This window comes from Rhizobium sp. BK313 (assembly GCF_014193655.1).
GTDB lineage: Bacteria > Pseudomonadota > Alphaproteobacteria > Rhizobiales > Rhizobiaceae > Rhizobium.
Genome location: NZ_JACHZQ010000003.1, coordinates 397,581 through 411,698, shown reverse-complemented (window position 1 = coordinate 411,698; position 14,118 = coordinate 397,581). Strand labels below are relative to the sequence as shown.

The window sequence follows — 14,118 nt, the reverse complement described above, 5'->3', positions numbered from 1 at the left end:
CTGGCCAACGGAGCCTATGAATCGTCTTGCTCATCATTGGCGTCGACGGGCCCAACGCCGTCGCGATAATCCACCTGCACAAAATAAAGCCCATCCGGCGGTGCGACCGGGCCGCACGCCTTGCGGTCCTTTGCATCCAAAGCGGCACGAACGTCATCCGGGGTCCACTTGCCTTCACCTGCGAGTTTGAGCGTTCCGGCAAAGGAACGGATTTGGTTGTGCAGGAAGCTTTGCGCGGTGGCGCGGATTTCGATCAGTTCGCCGTTGCGGGTTACGTCGAGCCGATCCAACGTCCTGACCGGACTGTTCGCCTGGCAATGGGCCGAGCGAAACGTGGTGAAATCATGCCGGCCGACCAGCGTCTGCGCCGCCGCGTGCATGCCCTCGTGGTCCATATCCTTCGGCACCCACCAGGCACGCCCGGCCTCCAACGCCAGCGGCGCGCGGCGGGCAATGATCCGGTAGAGATAATGCCGGCGGATCGCCGAGAAACGGGCGTCGAAGCTCGCATCGACCTGCGCGACATCAAGAATGGCGACACGCTCGCCGGCCAGCCTCAGATGGGCATTCAGCGCATTGCGCAGCGTGTGCAGCTTCCATTCCTTGGAAAGATCGGCATGTGCAACCTGGCCCATCGCATGCACGCCGGAATCGGTACGTCCCGCGCCGCGAATAGAGACCTTCTCGCCTGTCAGGGACAGGATGGCGCCTTCTATTGCGCTCTGTACAGAGGGACCGTTGTCCTGACGCTGCCAGCCGACATAGGGGATGCCGTCATATTCGACGGTCATGCGGTAACGCGGCATCAGGCTGGCCCCGCCGCCAACATCGTACCCGGCGCAATCGGTGTGCCGCGCAGGAAATCGGCCGCAGCCAACGGCTTGCCGCCGGCTTTCTGCAATTTCGTCAGCCGGACCGCGCCGGAGCCGCCGGCAATGACCAGATCATCGGTCAGCACTTCGCCGGCTGCGCCCTCGCCATTGGCAAGTTCGGAGCCAAGGACTTTGATACGCTCCGGTCGCCCGGCGATTTCCATTTCGAACCAAGCTCCGGGAAAAGGCGAGAGACCGCGAATATGGTTGTGAACATCGAACGCCGGCTTGCTGAAATCGATGCGGGTCTCGCCCTTGTCGATCTTGGCGGCGTAGACGACACCTTCGGCAGGCTGTTCGGTCAGCGGCAGTTCATCATGCTCCAGCTTGTTCATAGCCTCCGCCATCGCCTTGGCGCCGGCTAGCATCAGCTTGTCATGCAGCTCGCCCGCCGTCATGGTGCCGCCGATCTCGACTTCCCGCGTCAGGGCGACCGGGCCTGTATCGAGACCCTTATCCATCTTCATCACCATCATGCCGGTCTTCTTATCGCCGGCCATGATTGCCCGCTGGATGGGCGCTGCACCCCGCCAGCGCGGCAGCAGCGAGGCATGGCCGTTATAGCAGCCGAGCCGGGTGCCCGTGAGGATTGCCTCTGGCAGCAGCAGGCCATAGGCGACGACCACGGCGACATCGGCATCAAGCTCACGGAAACGCTGGCGCTCCTCCGTATCCTTGAAATTGATGGGCGTGAACACCGGCAGGCCGAGCAGCTCCGCCGCCTGGTGCACCGGTGATTTCTGCAGGTCCAGCCCACGTCGACCGCCTGGACGCGGCGGCTGCGTATAAACGGCGCGAATCCTATGTCCGGCATCGACCAACGACCGCAAAGTCGGCACGGAAAATTCGGGCGTTCCCATAAAAATGATGCTGAGCGACATGCGATCCGTCCGGCTAAATGATATCTAGTTTGGCATGATCTTGTCCAAAAACCGCTTCGCACTTTTTGGGATTATGCATCGGCCGCCTTCAAACGGGTTTACGAGCTTCAGATCAAGCCCCCCGAAATCTTTTGTGTTCCGCGTCGCCAACGTCGCGCCATTAGCAACGCAGATGGCAGCGATCATGGCGCCCTTGGTTTCCATGCGTCGCCCGATCTTGTGACGTTGGGCGGAAATCGTTCTGTAGCGATGAGCGGCGTTGGGCGAAAAAACAACAATACGCCCGATAAATTCAGTCTCGATCGCCTCCAACTCTGAAATCAACGCAGCTTTGCGCTTGCCTTTAGGCCCCCTCAGAGCGCCTTCGACTTCGCCGCCTTGGTGAACTTCTTGATCACCATCTCGCGTTTCAGGCGCGAGATATAGTCGATGAACAGCACGCCGTTCAGGTGGTCGATCTCGTGTTGCAGGCAAGTCGCAAGCAAGCCGTCGGCTTCGACGATCTGTTCTTTGCCATTGCGGTCGAGATGCTTAACGGTGACACGGGCCGGACGCTCGACTTCGGCATAGTAATCCGGAATGGAGAGGCAACCCTCTTCATAAACCGAACGCTCGTCCGACGAGGTGATGATTTCGGGATTGATGAAGACCAGCGGCTGCTTGTCTTCGCCTTCGCGCGACACGTCGATCACCAGCATGCGGCGGGGAACGCCGATCTGGATGGCCGCGAGGCCGATACCAGGCGCATCATACATGGTTGCCAGCATATCGTCGGCAAGGCGTTGAACTTCGGTATCGACGCGCTCTATAGGTGCAGAGGCCTGGCGGAGCAGCGGATCGGGCAAAATGATGAGTGGCTTGATCGTCATGAAGTTTCCCATAACGCATCTTGTTGTGCGATGGAATTATTTAGATGGCGGCTGAAGCGTGTTTTTTCAACGCTTGGGACTTCAGGTCGAAGCTAGCCTCGTGAAATTTTGTTCACGTTTTGATCTGGATATTCTCTGCGTTTTTGTTATGGTGCCGGCACGAGTTTCACGAGTATCCAATATCATGTCCTTTATTCTCTTCGGCCAAGAGATTCCCGTCGTCCCGGTTCTGGCCGGCCTTGTCATCCTGCTTCTGATTGCCGTCATCGTCCTTGTCATCAACAACAGAGGGCGGCGGTGGGAGGAGGATATGCTGCGGGCCGAGGATGCCGAACATAACATGGCGGCACTCCTCCGTGCACAAGCGGAGATGCAGGGCCGGCTTGCCACCATGGCCGAGGTGTTCGGCTCGCGGCAGGCGGAGCTCAACCATGCCATCAACCAGCGGCTCGACGGCATGTCGCAACGGGTAACAGCGACGATCGGCGAGCAGACGCGCTCGACGCATGAGAACCTGCGCCGCCTACAGGAGCGGCTTGCCGTCATCGACGCCGCGCAGACCAATATTCAGTCGCTGGCAAAGGACGTCGTCGGCCTGCAGGCGATCCTCTCCAACAAGCAGACGCGCGGTGCCTTCGGCCAGGCCCGCATGGAGACGATCATCGCCGACGGATTGCCGATGGGCGCCTATGCCTTCCAGCCGACGCTGTCCAACGGGTCGCGGCCGGATTGCACGGTGCGTATGCCGAACGGCTCGCCGCCCTTGGTCATCGACGCTAAATTTCCGCTGGAAGCCTGGAACGCTATCCGCAACGCTGCAGCAGCAAACCCGGAGCAGGGCAAGATCGCCGCACAGCAATTCCGCCGGGATCTCGAGGTGCATATCCGCGACATCGCCGAGAAATATCTCATTCAGGGGGAGACGCAGGACACAGCCTTCCTCTTCGTTCCGTCCGAATCGATCTTTGCGGAAATCCACGAGAATTTCGAAGCGATCGTGCAGAAGGCGCAGCGTTCACGTATTGTCATCGTCTCGCCGTCGCTGCTGATGCTGTCGATTCAAGTTATCCAGGCGGTGTTGAAGGACCAGCGCATGCGTGAGCAGGCGCATGTGATCCAGGGCGAAGTGGCGCATCTGATGGACGATCTCTCCCGCCTCGACGAGCGGGTGCGCAAGCTGCAGGGGCATTTCGCCATGGCGCAGAAGGATGTCGACATGATCGTCACCTCCGCGGACAAGCTGGCACGCCGCGGCGAGAGGATAGAAGCGCTGGAATTCGAGGCGGCCGGCGAGCCCGTCAAGCCTACCGTCGAGGACCGGCCGAAGCCCATCGACAACCGCACCGGCCAACTCAAGCTCAGGGTGGTTGACGAGGACTGATCGCTTCGGGCAGTGTCGCGCCAAATCAATGCATGATCCCCAAACGAAAAAAAGCGGTTCTGAATGGGATCAGGCGACATCAACAAGCAGGGCGGGATATCTCATGATCACCATTTTCGGCTCCATCAACATGGACCTCATCGCCACCACCGACCGTCTGCCGAAGCCGGGCGAGACGGTGGCAGGCAACGGTTTTTCCACAGCCGCGGGCGGCAAGGGCGCGAACCAGGCGTTGGCAGCGCGGCGCGCCGGCTCGACTGTGCGTTTGACCGGCGCCGTCGGCAATGATGGTTTCGCGGAGCCTGCGCTCGCCCTGCTCGATGCCGCCGGCACCGATCTCTCCACCGTGAACCACGTTTCCGAGCCGACCGGCACGGCGCTGATCCTTGTCGGCGGCGACGGCGAGAACATGATCGCCGTCGTGCCCGGCGCCAACGGCACAATGACGCCCGAGGACGCGACAGCCGCCGTCAATGCGCTGAGCCCCAACGATACGCTCATGCTGCAATTCGAAATTCCGGTTGCGGCCGTAGAAACGGCGCTTGCGGCGGCAAAGACCAAAGGTGTTCGCACGATCCTCAATCTCGCCCCGCTCATTCCCGATGCAGCACGGCTCGGCCTCCTTGCCGATATCGTCATCGCCAACGAGACGGAATTCGAAAGGCTGGCAGGCCAGGACAATATGTCGGCCAGTGATCGCGAGGCAGCCCTCGCGCGCCTGCATGCCGAAACGGGGCAGACGCTTATCGTCACGCTCGGCGGCGACGGCGTCATCGCCATCCGTAACGGCGAATTGTCGCGCGCCAAGGGCCTCGTCATCGAACCGGTCGATACTGTCGGCGCCGGCGACACCTTCTGCGGTTATCTGGCAGCCAGCCTCGACCAGGGTCTCGATTTCCACGCAGCCCTCCGCCGCGCCGCCGTCGCCGGTTCGCTTGCCTGCCTCAAGCCAGGCGCGCAGCCATCGATCCCGGTTGCAAGCGAGGTCGCGGCGCGTCTTTGAGACCCGCCATTCCTGGCCGCTCAAATTAATTAAATTTTTGCGCTTCGCGATCATTCTCCTCTTGCTTGCCGCGCGTCTCTCACTCGCGGCGGCAGGCGCTCTCCCGGCGGCCCCATGACAGGGCCATCCTGTGCCGACCTTGCATCCGGATAATGTGCATCCGACGCATCGTTCTCTCGAGGAAATGATGTCCACCTTTCGTATGAAGTCGCTTGCGGCCAAGCTCATCCTGGTCACCGGGCTGGCGATCGCGCTCGTCCTGTTCGTCTCCAACTTCCTGCTGATTTCCCAGACCCGCGATCGCGTGCAGACGCTGACAATGGATCAGGCCAATAGCGAGGCCAAATCCATCTCGAACGAAATCGCCGCCAATATCGGCGAGCTCGCCAGCGCCGCCCGTTCCATGGCTGCCATCATCGGCCGCGGCCACGAGGGCCACACCTTCGATCGCAAGGGCATCATCAATATCCTCAAGGCCAATGTCGAGCAGAACGCCTTCGCCTTTGGCAGCTGGTTCTGCGAACAACTCGGCACATTCGACGGCAAGACAACCGAGCTTGCCAACAACAAGGACGAAGGCGTCAACGACAAGGGCGCATTCACGCCTTATTGGTCAAAGACCAAGGATGGCGGCATCCAGTTCTCCACCTTCGACAACGACTACACCGCCGCATGGTGGAAACTTGCTGCCGACAGCGGCAAGGGTTCGATCACTCCGCCCTACATGGCCGAAGGCACCGACGTTCCGACGACCATGAGCTCGATTACCTATCCGGTCATGTCCGGCGGCAAGCTGATCGGTGTCTCCGGCGTCGACATCTCCCTAGCCTCCCTTTCCACCAAATTGCAGAATTTGCATCCCTTCGATTCCGGCCGTGTTCTGCTGCTTTCCCAGGACAACAAGTGGCTGGTTGCACCGAACAAAGATCTGTTGATGAAGAATTATGACGGCGCCGGTGGCGACGTCATCAAGGCTGCGCTGACCTCGTCGACAGCCGGCCTTATCAAGAACCTCACTTACGGCAACGCCGAGGAATTCGACCGCGTGGTCTATCCCTTCACCGTGCCGGGCCTCAACGCCACCTGGGTCGTCCTCGTCGATGTGCCGCACAGCGCGATTGCCGCGCCGGTGCGCGATCAGACCCTTATGATGATCATCGGCGGCGTCCTCGTGCTTGCGGCCGTCATGCTGGCGCTGTACGCCGCCGTACGCACCTTCGTGCAGAAGCCGCTCGGCGGATTGGTTGCCAGCGTCAACGGCCTCAGCGCCGGCAACTATGCCGAGCCCGTGGCAGGTCAGGCGCGCGCCGACGAAATCGGCTCGGTCGCAAAGGCGCTCGAAGGCTTCCGCTTCGCCCTTGCCGACACCAAGCGACTGGAAGCCGAAGCCAACGACCAGCGCCGCGCCGCCGAAGGCGAACGTTACCGCTCGGAAGCGGAGCGCGGCGAAACCGTGGCGCTGCAACGGCGCATCGTCACCATTCTCGGCCAGAGCCTTGCCGAGCTTTCCAAGGGTAATCTCGGCCACCGTATCGCGGAGGAATTCCCCGGCGAATACGCGCAGTTGAAGCAGGACTTCAATGCCGCACTCGTAAGCCTCGAAGAGACGGTGCACACGATGAACCTGAGCGTCGGCAATATCGGCAGCGGCACCGGCGAGATCAGCAACAGTGCTTCCGACCTTGCCCGCCGCACCGAGCAGCAGGCGGCAAGCCTGGAGGAAACCGCGGCGGCACTCAACCAACTGACGGCTCAGGTCAACTCGAGCGCCGAAAATGCCCGCACGGCTGCCAGCAGCGTCAACGCAGCATCCGAGGATGCCGGACGCTCCGGCGAGATCGTGCAGAAGGCGATTGCCTCCATGCATGGCATCGAGCAGTCCTCGCAGGAGGTCTCGCGCATCATCGGCGTCATCGACGAGATCGCCTTCCAGACCAATCTTCTCGCCCTGAACGCCGGCGTCGAAGCCGCCCGCGCAGGCGAAGCCGGCAAGGGCTTTGCCGTCGTGGCGCAGGAAGTGCGTGAGCTGGCGCAGCGTTCGGCCAATGCCGCCAAGGAGATCAAGACCCTGATCAACACCTCGGCAGGCCAGGTCAAGGAAGGCGTCGATCTCGTCGGTCGCACCGGCAATGCGCTGCACAAGATCGCCGAGCAGGTGATGGAGATCAACGGCCTTATCCGCCAGATCTCGGCCTCTGCCAGCGAACAAGCGATCGGGCTGAAGGAAATCAACTCGGCAATGAACCAGATGGACCAGGTGACGCAGCAAAACGCCGCGATGGTGGAAGAAACCACCGCCGCCAGCGTGACGCTGAACGACGAGGCCCAGACGCTGAAGGCGCTTGTCGCTCGCTTCCGTACATCGCATGGCAGCCAGGACAATGCCTCGGCACTGCGCGCCACCGCCCAGCAGATGCGCACGCCGGCGCCCGTCCGCCGTGCCGCGCCTGCTGCGACACCAGCTCGCAAAGCGCGGCCGCAGACCCAGGGCGCGAATGCGCTGGCGCAGGATGAGTGGGAAGAATTCTGAGCGGTCGAATTACGAATACAAAAGGCCGCCGGAGCAATCCGGCGGCCTTTTCATTTTCACACTACAGCGCGATGTCAGATACGTGCAAAACGCTCCGTCAGCAGCGCGAAGAAGCCGTCGGCATCAACAGAGCGTATGACCTTGGCGTTGTGCTTGCGGTCCGTGACATGCCACCAGTCGACGACAGTCATGCCAACAGTCAGTTCCGACGTGACCTCGATCTCGACATTGCAATCGCGGCCCTTGAACAGTTCCGGCTTCAACAGATAGGCAATGACGCTCGGATCATGCAGCGGACCGCCATCGGAGCCGTATTTTTCGATATCGAAGCGCTCGAAGAACTCCAGCATCTCGACCATGGCCTTGGCCGGGGCGGAGCCGATGGCGGCGATACGCGCCACGCGATCCTTGCGGGTCAAAAGCTGATGGGTCACGTCGAGCGGCATCATAACGACGGGCACGCCGGAGCGGAAGACGACATCGGCTGCCTCGGGGTCGACATAGATGTTGAATTCAGCGGCCGGTGTGATGTTGCCGCCCTCGAAAAAGCCGCCGCCCATCATCACCAGCTCGCGGATGCGAGCAACGATGTCGGGCGCCTTCTGGAAGGCGAGCGCGATATTGGTGAGCGGGCCGAGCGTACAGAGTGTGACCGCACCCATCGGCTCGTTACGCAGGGTCTCAATGATGAAATCGACGGCATGGCCGGGCTGAAGGTCCATGGTCGGTTCCGGCAGGTCAGGGCCGTCGAGGCCGGTCTTGCCGTGAACGTGTTCGGCCGTCACCAGTTTGCGCTTGATTGGCGCATCGGCGCCGGCGAAGACTTTCACATCACGGCGATTGCAGAGTTCGCAGACGATGCGGGCATTGCGGCTCGTCAACCGTAGGGGCACATTGCCCGCGACAGTGGTAATGCCGAGCACGTCGATCTCCTCGCGGCTCCCGAAGGCGAGCAAGATCGCGGCGGCGTCGTCCTGGCCGGGATCGGTGTCAATGATAATCTTTCTGGGCTCGGTCATATCTGTGGCTTTCCTCCGGTGCAGATCGGCAAGTCTTGATGCGAGCCCGGTTGAGCTTTGTCAAGCGCCACACGCTGGCGCCACAATTGACGATCCCGCACCAATTCAATCTCGCAATTGCGAAGACCACGCCTCCTTGCACTCCCCTGCCCATGCTCCCATATTAATAACACCCGGGTGCTGAAAGATCAGGTCCGGAAAGGTCGCTTGACACCAAGGACTTGAGACGATGAGCCGGACGACTCCCTTTGCCAGCCCGCTGCTTCTGGGCTTCGACACCATGGAAAAGACGCTGGAGCGGATTTCCAAGGCCAGTGACGGTTATCCCCCTTACAATATCGAACGTATGCGCGCCGACCGGCTGTCGGGCGAGCCTGAGCGCCTACGCATTACACTTGCGGTTGCCGGCTTTTCGGAAGACGAACTCGATATCACCACCGAAGAAAATCAGCTTTTGATCCGCGGCCGACAGGTGGAGCATGAGGAACGCGACTATCTTTATCGTGGCATTGCAGCCCGCCAGTTTCAGCGCGTCTTCGTTTTGGCCGAGGGCATGCAGGTGCTTGGCGCCGTCTTGAAGAACGGCCTGCTTTCTGTCGATCTCATTCGGCCGGAACCGGACCGCATGGTAAAGAAAATTAACATTTCGGTCTCACAGTAAGACAACGGCTGATTGCCGTTGGTCCCTCATACTGGAGGTACGAATATGCTTTTGAGAGAAGCCACTGCCCGCCTGACCCAATCCGAGCTCGCCAATATCGGCGCCGGCGAAGTTGCCTATGTCAGAAAGATCCATTCGGACGAAGTTTCCCGTTGCTTCCCCGAAGCCCCGGACATCGACCCGAGCGTCGACCTCTGGGCGCTTTTCGGCGCCGACGGCACCCCGATCCTTCTGACCGATAACCGGTCCAGCACGTTTTACAAAGCGGCCGAGGACGAGCTGAAGACCGTCAGCTTGCATTGAGACTCTGTGCCAGGAAACTGAACGAGGTTCTATGGCTGTGACCTCGATTGCGTCGGAGCATTTCTATTCAGACGCACCGGCCCACCCCTGCGGTGCGATGCCCCACCTGCGCCGACGCGCGTCGTTCTCTCCGCCGTTGAGAAGGTTTAACTCCACCTCCACACTGGCTGATACGCAATTGGCGGTAGCTCCTCCGTCCGCGCGGGAGAAGGTGGACTTGAGCGATTTCGTGCCGTGAAAATGTGAAAGGCCGGATGAGGAGCTGCCGCTCAAATCCTCTTGAACGTCAGATAAGCCGAAGACCGCCCTTCACGCCGGGCTTTCGCCTCATAGCGCGTGCTCGGCCAGCCCTCGTAGGGCGTCAGCCAGTCGGCCGCGTTTTCCGCCATCCATTCGAAGCCGCCATGCGCGTGACAGTGCTGCAGCGTCCAGTTGACATAGGTATCGATGTCGGAGGCGAAGCAGAAAAGGGCGCCGGGTTTCAGGACGCGGTGGAAGCGGTCGAGATTCACCTGCGAGACAAAGCGGCGCTTCCAGTGCTTTTTCTTCGGCCAGGGATCAGGATAGAGCAAATCGATCTGGTCGAGGCAGGCGTCCGGCAGCCAGTCCAGCAGTTGCGTGGCATCGTCATTATAGACACGGATGTTGCGCGCGCCGGTCTCGTCGACGCGGGCAAGCAGTTTCTGCATGGAATTGACGAAGGGCTCGACGCCGATGAAACCCGTCGCCTGGCATTCCAACGCCCGATGGATCAGATGCTCGCCGCCACCGAAACCGATTTCCAGGCGCAGACGTTCGGTCGGCACCGGAAACAATTCATTCGGCGGCTGCGGAGCCGGTGCGGAGAGGTCGACGAGATATTGCGGCAGCAGCGCTTCCAGCCTTTCGGCCTGTTGGCCGCGCAAGGCCTTTCCCTTGCGCCGGCCGAAGAATGCTTCCGTCGCCCGCGACCGGCGCTCCGTGTCGATCATGCAGCTTCCCGGGTCTTCACGGCTTCCTTCAGCGCCTTGACGAGGTCCGTGCGCTCCCAGGAGAACGAGCCGTCGCGGCCCGCCTTGCGGCCGAAATGGCCGTAAGCCGAGGTCTTCGCGTAGATCGGCTTGTTGAGGTCGAGATGGCGGCGGATGCCGGTCGGCGACAAGTCCATGTTCTTGCGGATCGCCGCTTCGATCTGGTCTTCGCTGACGCCCTTACCGGTGCCATGCAGGTCGACATAGATCGACAGCGGCTGAGCAACGCCGATGGCATAGGAGAGCTGGATCGTGCAACGGTCGGCAAGAGCGGCGGCAACGACGTTCTTCGCGAGGTAGCGCGCAGCATAGGCGGCGGAACGGTCAACCTTGGTCGTATCCTTGCCAGAGAAGGCGCCGCCACCGTGCGGAGCAGCACCGCCGTAGGTGTCGACGATGATCTTGCGGCCGGTGAGACCCGCATCGCCATCCGGGCCACCAATGACGAACTTGCCGGTCGGGTTGATATACCAGTTGCAGTCGGCCGCGATCTTCAGCTCGCCGAGCGCTTCGCGGATATAGGGTTCGACAACGGCGCGAACCTTCTTCGAATCCCAGCTGTCATCGAGATGCTGAGTGGAAAGCACGATCGAGGTCACTTCGGCAGGCTTGCCGTCGACATAGCGAACGGTCACCTGGCTCTTGGCATCCGGGCCAAGCTTGGCAACTTCGCCGTCACCCTTCTTGCGGGCGGTTGCGAGCAACTGCAGGATCTTGTGCGAGTAGTAGATCGGCGCCGGCATGAGGTCCGGCGTTTCACGGCAGGCGTAGCCGAACATGATGCCCTGGTCGCCGGCTCCCTCGTCACCCTGCTGGTCGGCGGCGTTGTCAACGCCCTGGGCGATGTCGGCGGACTGCGAATGCAGGAGAACGTCGATGCGCGCCTTCTTCCAGTGGAAACCGTCCTGCTCGTAGCCGATATCCTTGATGGCGCGGCGGGCGGCGGCCTTGAACTTCGAGGGATTGATGACGTCCTTGCCGTCCTTGTCTTTCTTCATCAGGCTCGGCGGCAGACGAACTTCACCGGCGATGACGACGCGGTTGGTCGTGGCAAGGGTCTCGCAGGCAATGCGCACGCCCCAGGGGTTGACGCCGGTCTTTGCCGCCTCGCGGTAGACCAGATCGACGATTTCGTCGGAGATGCGGTCACAGACTTTATCCGGGTGACCTTCGGCAACTGACTCACTGGTGAACAGATAATTCGCGCGCATGTGGGATTCCCCTCAAAGAACAAATCTCCGCATTTGATATTCGTGTCGAGCTCGAAAAACAAGTCGCAGAAGGACATAAATATATCTTTATGTCTCATCAAAAGTGATAAAATTTTGCCATAAACGTGAAAAAGGCGGCCAAAATGACCGCCTTTCAACTTTTCCGCTGTGGCGGTGCTTCGAACTGCTTATTCGGCGTCGGCTTCGGCTGCGAGAGCCTTGACGAGCTCCACCACCTTGCGGCGGACCTTGCCGTCGGAAATCTTCACGAACGCGCGGTTGAGCTGCAAGCCTTCGGAGGAAGAGAGGAAGTCGACCACATAATTGGAGCTGGAGGCCTCGGCCATGCCGCCGGCGGTGGTCGCATGTTCACCCGGAGCATCCTCGAAGAAGAAGGAAACCGGAACGTTAAGAATGCTTGAAATATTTTGAAGACGGCTGGCGCCAACGCGGTTGGTGCCCTTCTCATACTTCTGAATTTGCTGGAAAGTGATTCCGAGACTCTCACCGAGCTTCTCCTGGCTCATGCCAAGCATAGTGCGGCGGAGGCGGATGCGGCTACCGACATGGATGTCGATCGGGTTCGGCTTTTTTTTGTTCTCAATCATCATATTGCCCTAACATAGGTTGAATTCAGGTCCTGCCACCCGGTGCCCTTAACCACCCCTATAACGCCACGTTGCAGCCGACGCCCACCCGGCTTCTAGCTTACGTTCAAAAGGCGGACGGCAACCACTATGCAATTTTAGGGTTTTTGGGTCAATTCGCCCTTGAAATAAAACCCATGCGTGAAATCACAGCGATTATACCGACTACCCCGATGATCAACCAGAAGTATGCTTTTCGTACGCTATCGTCGATACGCGATACGGTTGCGCTACTCAAAGTGGCGTCAACAAATCCTTGCTGATTAAAGTCGATTCCGGAAATCAAACGTCCGTGAGCGTCGACATAGGCCGAAACGCCTGTATTCGCGCTGCGAATCAGTGGCAACCCTTGTTCCACAGCCCTTACCCGCGCCTGCAGGAAATGCTGATAGGGACCCGGCGTATCGCCGAACCAAGCGTCGTTCGTAACGTTCAAAATGGCGTTGGCCTGCCGGATTTCCGGTGTCATTTCGTTCGGAAAAATGATCTCGTAGCAGATCAGAGGGTAGAGTTTGATACCGCTCGGGAGCGTCAGCAACTGCCGGCTGGCGGCCGCTGAAAAGCCGCCCGGCAGCTCGATGACATTCTGAATTCCGAGATAGCCGAGGATATTCTCGAAAGGCACGTACTCGCCGAAAGGCACGAGATGGGTCTTGTCGGAGGCACCGATAATTTGGCCTCGACCGTCGATGACATAGATCGAGTTGTAGTAACGCGGCTCCAGACCGGGACCCATGTCCTCGACGCGAACGGCGCCGGTGATCAGGATCTGGTCGTCGTCGAGCTGGTCGGCAATGCGGGTCAGAGCGTCCTGATTATCCGTCAAAATAAAGGGGATAGCGGTTTCCGGCCAGACGATGATGTCGGGTCGTTTACCGCCATTTGCCGGCGGCTGGACCGAGAGCGAGAGATGCTTGTCGAAGATGGCGGTGCGATCGGCATCCGTGTCCATCTTGGCTTCCTGATCGATCGCCGGCTGAACGATGCGCACAACGGGAGCCGTCTTGCCGCCGGCTGGTGGCTCCGGCAGGTTGAGCGCATAATAGCCATAGCCAAAATGCGCGGCGACGATGAGCACGGCAAGCCCGATCCCGGGTATCCGACCTTGACGCGTTCCGAGCAACGCCGGAGCGGCAAAGACAAAAACGGCAAGTATGGTGACGCCGAGCACGCCGATCACATGAGCGGATTGCATCATCAGCGGTATGGGCATGGCGCCGTAGCCGATGGCATTCCAGGGAAAGCCGGTAAAGAGGAAGCTGCGTAGCCATTCCAGAAGCCCGAAGGCGAAGGCGAGTGCGGCGATACGCCCCATGCCATCGGACCAGAGCAGGCGGGCTAGCGCCGTCGCCACACCGTAAAAGATCGCAAGAAAGGCCGGCAGGCCGAGGATCGCCAGCGGCAACGCCCACGCAAATTCGTCGGCATCGATCAGAAGCGCATGACCGAGCCACCACAGACCGGCAACGAAATAACCGAAACCGAACAGCCAGCCGATGGCGAAAGCCGGCCAGAGGCGGCCGAGGAAACTGCTGTCGGGACCAGCTGCAGCGCCATCCAGCAGCCAGACGAGCAGCGTGAAAGAAATGAACATCGCCGCGAAGAAGCCGAAGGGCGGCAAGGCGAGGACACCGACGGCTCCGGCAAGGATGGCAAGAAGTGCGCGTTTGAAACCCCAGACGAGGATTACCCTGCCCGAAAGCCGTTCCATGCGTGCGCTCCGTCAAAACT

Annotated in this window: 14 protein-coding genes; 5 read left to right on the top strand and 9 right to left on the bottom strand. The window is 60.4% G+C overall.

What is annotated here, in order from left to right; translation table 11 throughout:
• Positions 1–14: 14 nt before the first annotated feature.
• The 4 genes from truA to def are packed head-to-tail and all read right to left on the bottom strand — an operon-like array spanning position 15 to position 2,622.
• The gene (gene truA / locus FHT86_RS18410) at positions 15–806 is read right to left on the bottom strand and encodes a tRNA pseudouridine(38-40) synthase TruA (RefSeq protein ID WP_133708269.1); all 792 of its coding nucleotides are present in this window, start codon (positions 804–806) and stop codon (positions 15–17) included.
• Complete coding sequence (gene fmt / locus FHT86_RS18405) at positions 806–1,753, bottom strand: methionyl-tRNA formyltransferase (protein ID WP_133708268.1); 948 nt, start codon at positions 1,751–1,753, stop codon at positions 806–808. The genes truA and fmt overlap by 1 nt, the downstream gene beginning before the upstream one ends.
• Positions 1,754–1,777: 24 nt before the next feature.
• A complete protein-coding gene (locus tag FHT86_RS18400; protein ID WP_409527610.1) occupies positions 1,778–2,065 on the bottom strand; it encodes a hypothetical protein in 288 nt (95 codons plus the stop codon).
• A gap of 41 nt (positions 2,066–2,106) precedes the next feature.
• The gene (def, locus tag FHT86_RS18395) at positions 2,107–2,622 is read right to left on the bottom strand and encodes a peptide deformylase (protein ID WP_133708267.1); all 516 of its coding nucleotides are present in this window, start codon (positions 2,620–2,622) and stop codon (positions 2,107–2,109) included.
• A 184-nt stretch (positions 2,623–2,806) separates the two neighbouring features.
• On the opposite strand from def, the gene FHT86_RS18390 reads away from it, so the two are divergent.
• The 3 genes from FHT86_RS18390 to FHT86_RS18380 all read left to right on the top strand — a co-directional run bounded on the left by FHT86_RS18390 (position 2,807) and on the right by FHT86_RS18380 (position 7,536).
• The gene (locus FHT86_RS18390) at positions 2,807–4,003 is read left to right on the top strand and encodes a DNA recombination protein RmuC (RefSeq protein ID WP_133708266.1); all 1,197 of its coding nucleotides are present in this window, start codon (positions 2,807–2,809) and stop codon (positions 4,001–4,003) included.
• A 103-nt stretch (positions 4,004–4,106) separates the two neighbouring features.
• Positions 4,107–5,006, top strand: a complete 900-nt coding sequence (locus FHT86_RS18385) for a ribokinase (RefSeq protein WP_133708265.1) — start codon at positions 4,107–4,109, stop codon at positions 5,004–5,006.
• A 187-nt stretch (positions 5,007–5,193) separates the two neighbouring features.
• On the top strand, positions 5,194–7,536 hold the full coding sequence (locus tag FHT86_RS18380; protein ID WP_133708264.1) for a methyl-accepting chemotaxis protein: 2,343 nt from the start codon (positions 5,194–5,196) through the stop codon (positions 7,534–7,536).
• A 74-nt stretch (positions 7,537–7,610) separates the two neighbouring features.
• Here FHT86_RS18380 and FHT86_RS18375 read toward each other — a convergent pair whose 3' ends face one another.
• Positions 7,611–8,555: a nucleoside hydrolase gene (locus tag FHT86_RS18375; protein ID WP_133708263.1), complete on the bottom strand. Its 945-nt coding sequence runs from the start codon at positions 8,553–8,555 to the stop codon at positions 7,611–7,613.
• A 229-nt stretch (positions 8,556–8,784) separates the two neighbouring features.
• On the opposite strand from FHT86_RS18375, the gene FHT86_RS18370 reads away from it, so the two are divergent.
• The gene (locus FHT86_RS18370) at positions 8,785–9,216 is read left to right on the top strand and encodes an Hsp20 family protein (protein WP_133708262.1); all 432 of its coding nucleotides are present in this window, start codon (positions 8,785–8,787) and stop codon (positions 9,214–9,216) included.
• A 45-nt stretch (positions 9,217–9,261) separates the two neighbouring features.
• On the top strand, positions 9,262–9,519 hold the full coding sequence (locus tag FHT86_RS18365) for a DUF1150 family protein (protein WP_133708261.1): 258 nt from the start codon (positions 9,262–9,264) through the stop codon (positions 9,517–9,519).
• A gap of 269 nt (positions 9,520–9,788) precedes the next feature.
• Here the strand turns inward: FHT86_RS18365 and FHT86_RS18360 are convergent, their stop codons facing one another.
• The 4 genes from FHT86_RS18360 to lnt form a co-directional block, all read right to left on the bottom strand.
• Positions 9,789–10,490, bottom strand: a complete 702-nt coding sequence (locus tag FHT86_RS18360) for a tRNA (guanosine(46)-N(7))-methyltransferase TrmB (RefSeq protein WP_133708260.1) — start codon at positions 10,488–10,490, stop codon at positions 9,789–9,791.
• The gene (gene metK / locus FHT86_RS18355; protein WP_133708259.1) at positions 10,487–11,740 is read right to left on the bottom strand and encodes a methionine adenosyltransferase; all 1,254 of its coding nucleotides are present in this window, start codon (positions 11,738–11,740) and stop codon (positions 10,487–10,489) included. The genes FHT86_RS18360 and metK overlap by 4 nt, the downstream gene beginning before the upstream one ends.
• A 188-nt stretch (positions 11,741–11,928) precedes the next feature.
• A complete protein-coding gene (locus FHT86_RS18350) occupies positions 11,929–12,348 on the bottom strand; it encodes a helix-turn-helix domain-containing protein (RefSeq protein WP_120706223.1) in 420 nt (139 codons plus the stop codon).
• Between the two features lie 151 nt (positions 12,349–12,499).
• Positions 12,500–14,098 carry an apolipoprotein N-acyltransferase gene (gene lnt, locus FHT86_RS18345; RefSeq protein WP_133708258.1) on the bottom strand — a complete coding sequence of 533 codons (1,599 nt, stop codon included), beginning with the start codon at positions 14,096–14,098 and terminating at the stop codon, positions 12,500–12,502.
• Positions 14,099–14,118: the final 20 nt, after the last annotated feature.

Bases quoted from the DNA above. Each gene is read 5' to 3' on its own strand.
- truA (WP_133708269.1), bottom strand. From the start codon at position 806: ATGCCGCGTTACCGCATGACCGTCGAATATGACGGCATCCCCTATGTC.
- fmt (WP_133708268.1), bottom strand. From the start codon at position 1,753: ATGTCGCTCAGCATCATTTTTATGGGAACGCCCGAATTTTCCGTGCCG.
- def (WP_133708267.1), bottom strand. From the start codon at position 2,622: ATGACGATCAAGCCACTCATCATTTTGCCCGATCCGCTGCTCCGCCAG.
- FHT86_RS18390 (WP_133708266.1), top strand. From the start codon at position 2,807: ATGTCCTTTATTCTCTTCGGCCAAGAGATTCCCGTCGTCCCGGTTCTG.
- FHT86_RS18385 (WP_133708265.1), top strand. From the start codon at position 4,107: ATGATCACCATTTTCGGCTCCATCAACATGGACCTCATCGCCACCACC.
- FHT86_RS18380 (WP_133708264.1), top strand. From the start codon at position 5,194: ATGTCCACCTTTCGTATGAAGTCGCTTGCGGCCAAGCTCATCCTGGTC.
- FHT86_RS18375 (WP_133708263.1), bottom strand. From the start codon at position 8,555: ATGACCGAGCCCAGAAAGATTATCATTGACACCGATCCCGGCCAGGAC.
- FHT86_RS18370 (WP_133708262.1), top strand. From the start codon at position 8,785: ATGAGCCGGACGACTCCCTTTGCCAGCCCGCTGCTTCTGGGCTTCGAC.
- FHT86_RS18365 (WP_133708261.1), top strand. From the start codon at position 9,262: ATGCTTTTGAGAGAAGCCACTGCCCGCCTGACCCAATCCGAGCTCGCC.
- FHT86_RS18360 (WP_133708260.1), bottom strand. From the start codon at position 10,490: ATGATCGACACGGAGCGCCGGTCGCGGGCGACGGAAGCATTCTTCGGC.
- metK (WP_133708259.1), bottom strand. From the start codon at position 11,740: ATGCGCGCGAATTATCTGTTCACCAGTGAGTCAGTTGCCGAAGGTCAC.
- FHT86_RS18350 (WP_120706223.1), bottom strand. From the start codon at position 12,348: ATGATTGAGAACAAAAAAAAGCCGAACCCGATCGACATCCATGTCGGT.
- lnt (WP_133708258.1), bottom strand. From the start codon at position 14,098: ATGGAACGGCTTTCGGGCAGGGTAATCCTCGTCTGGGGTTTCAAACGC.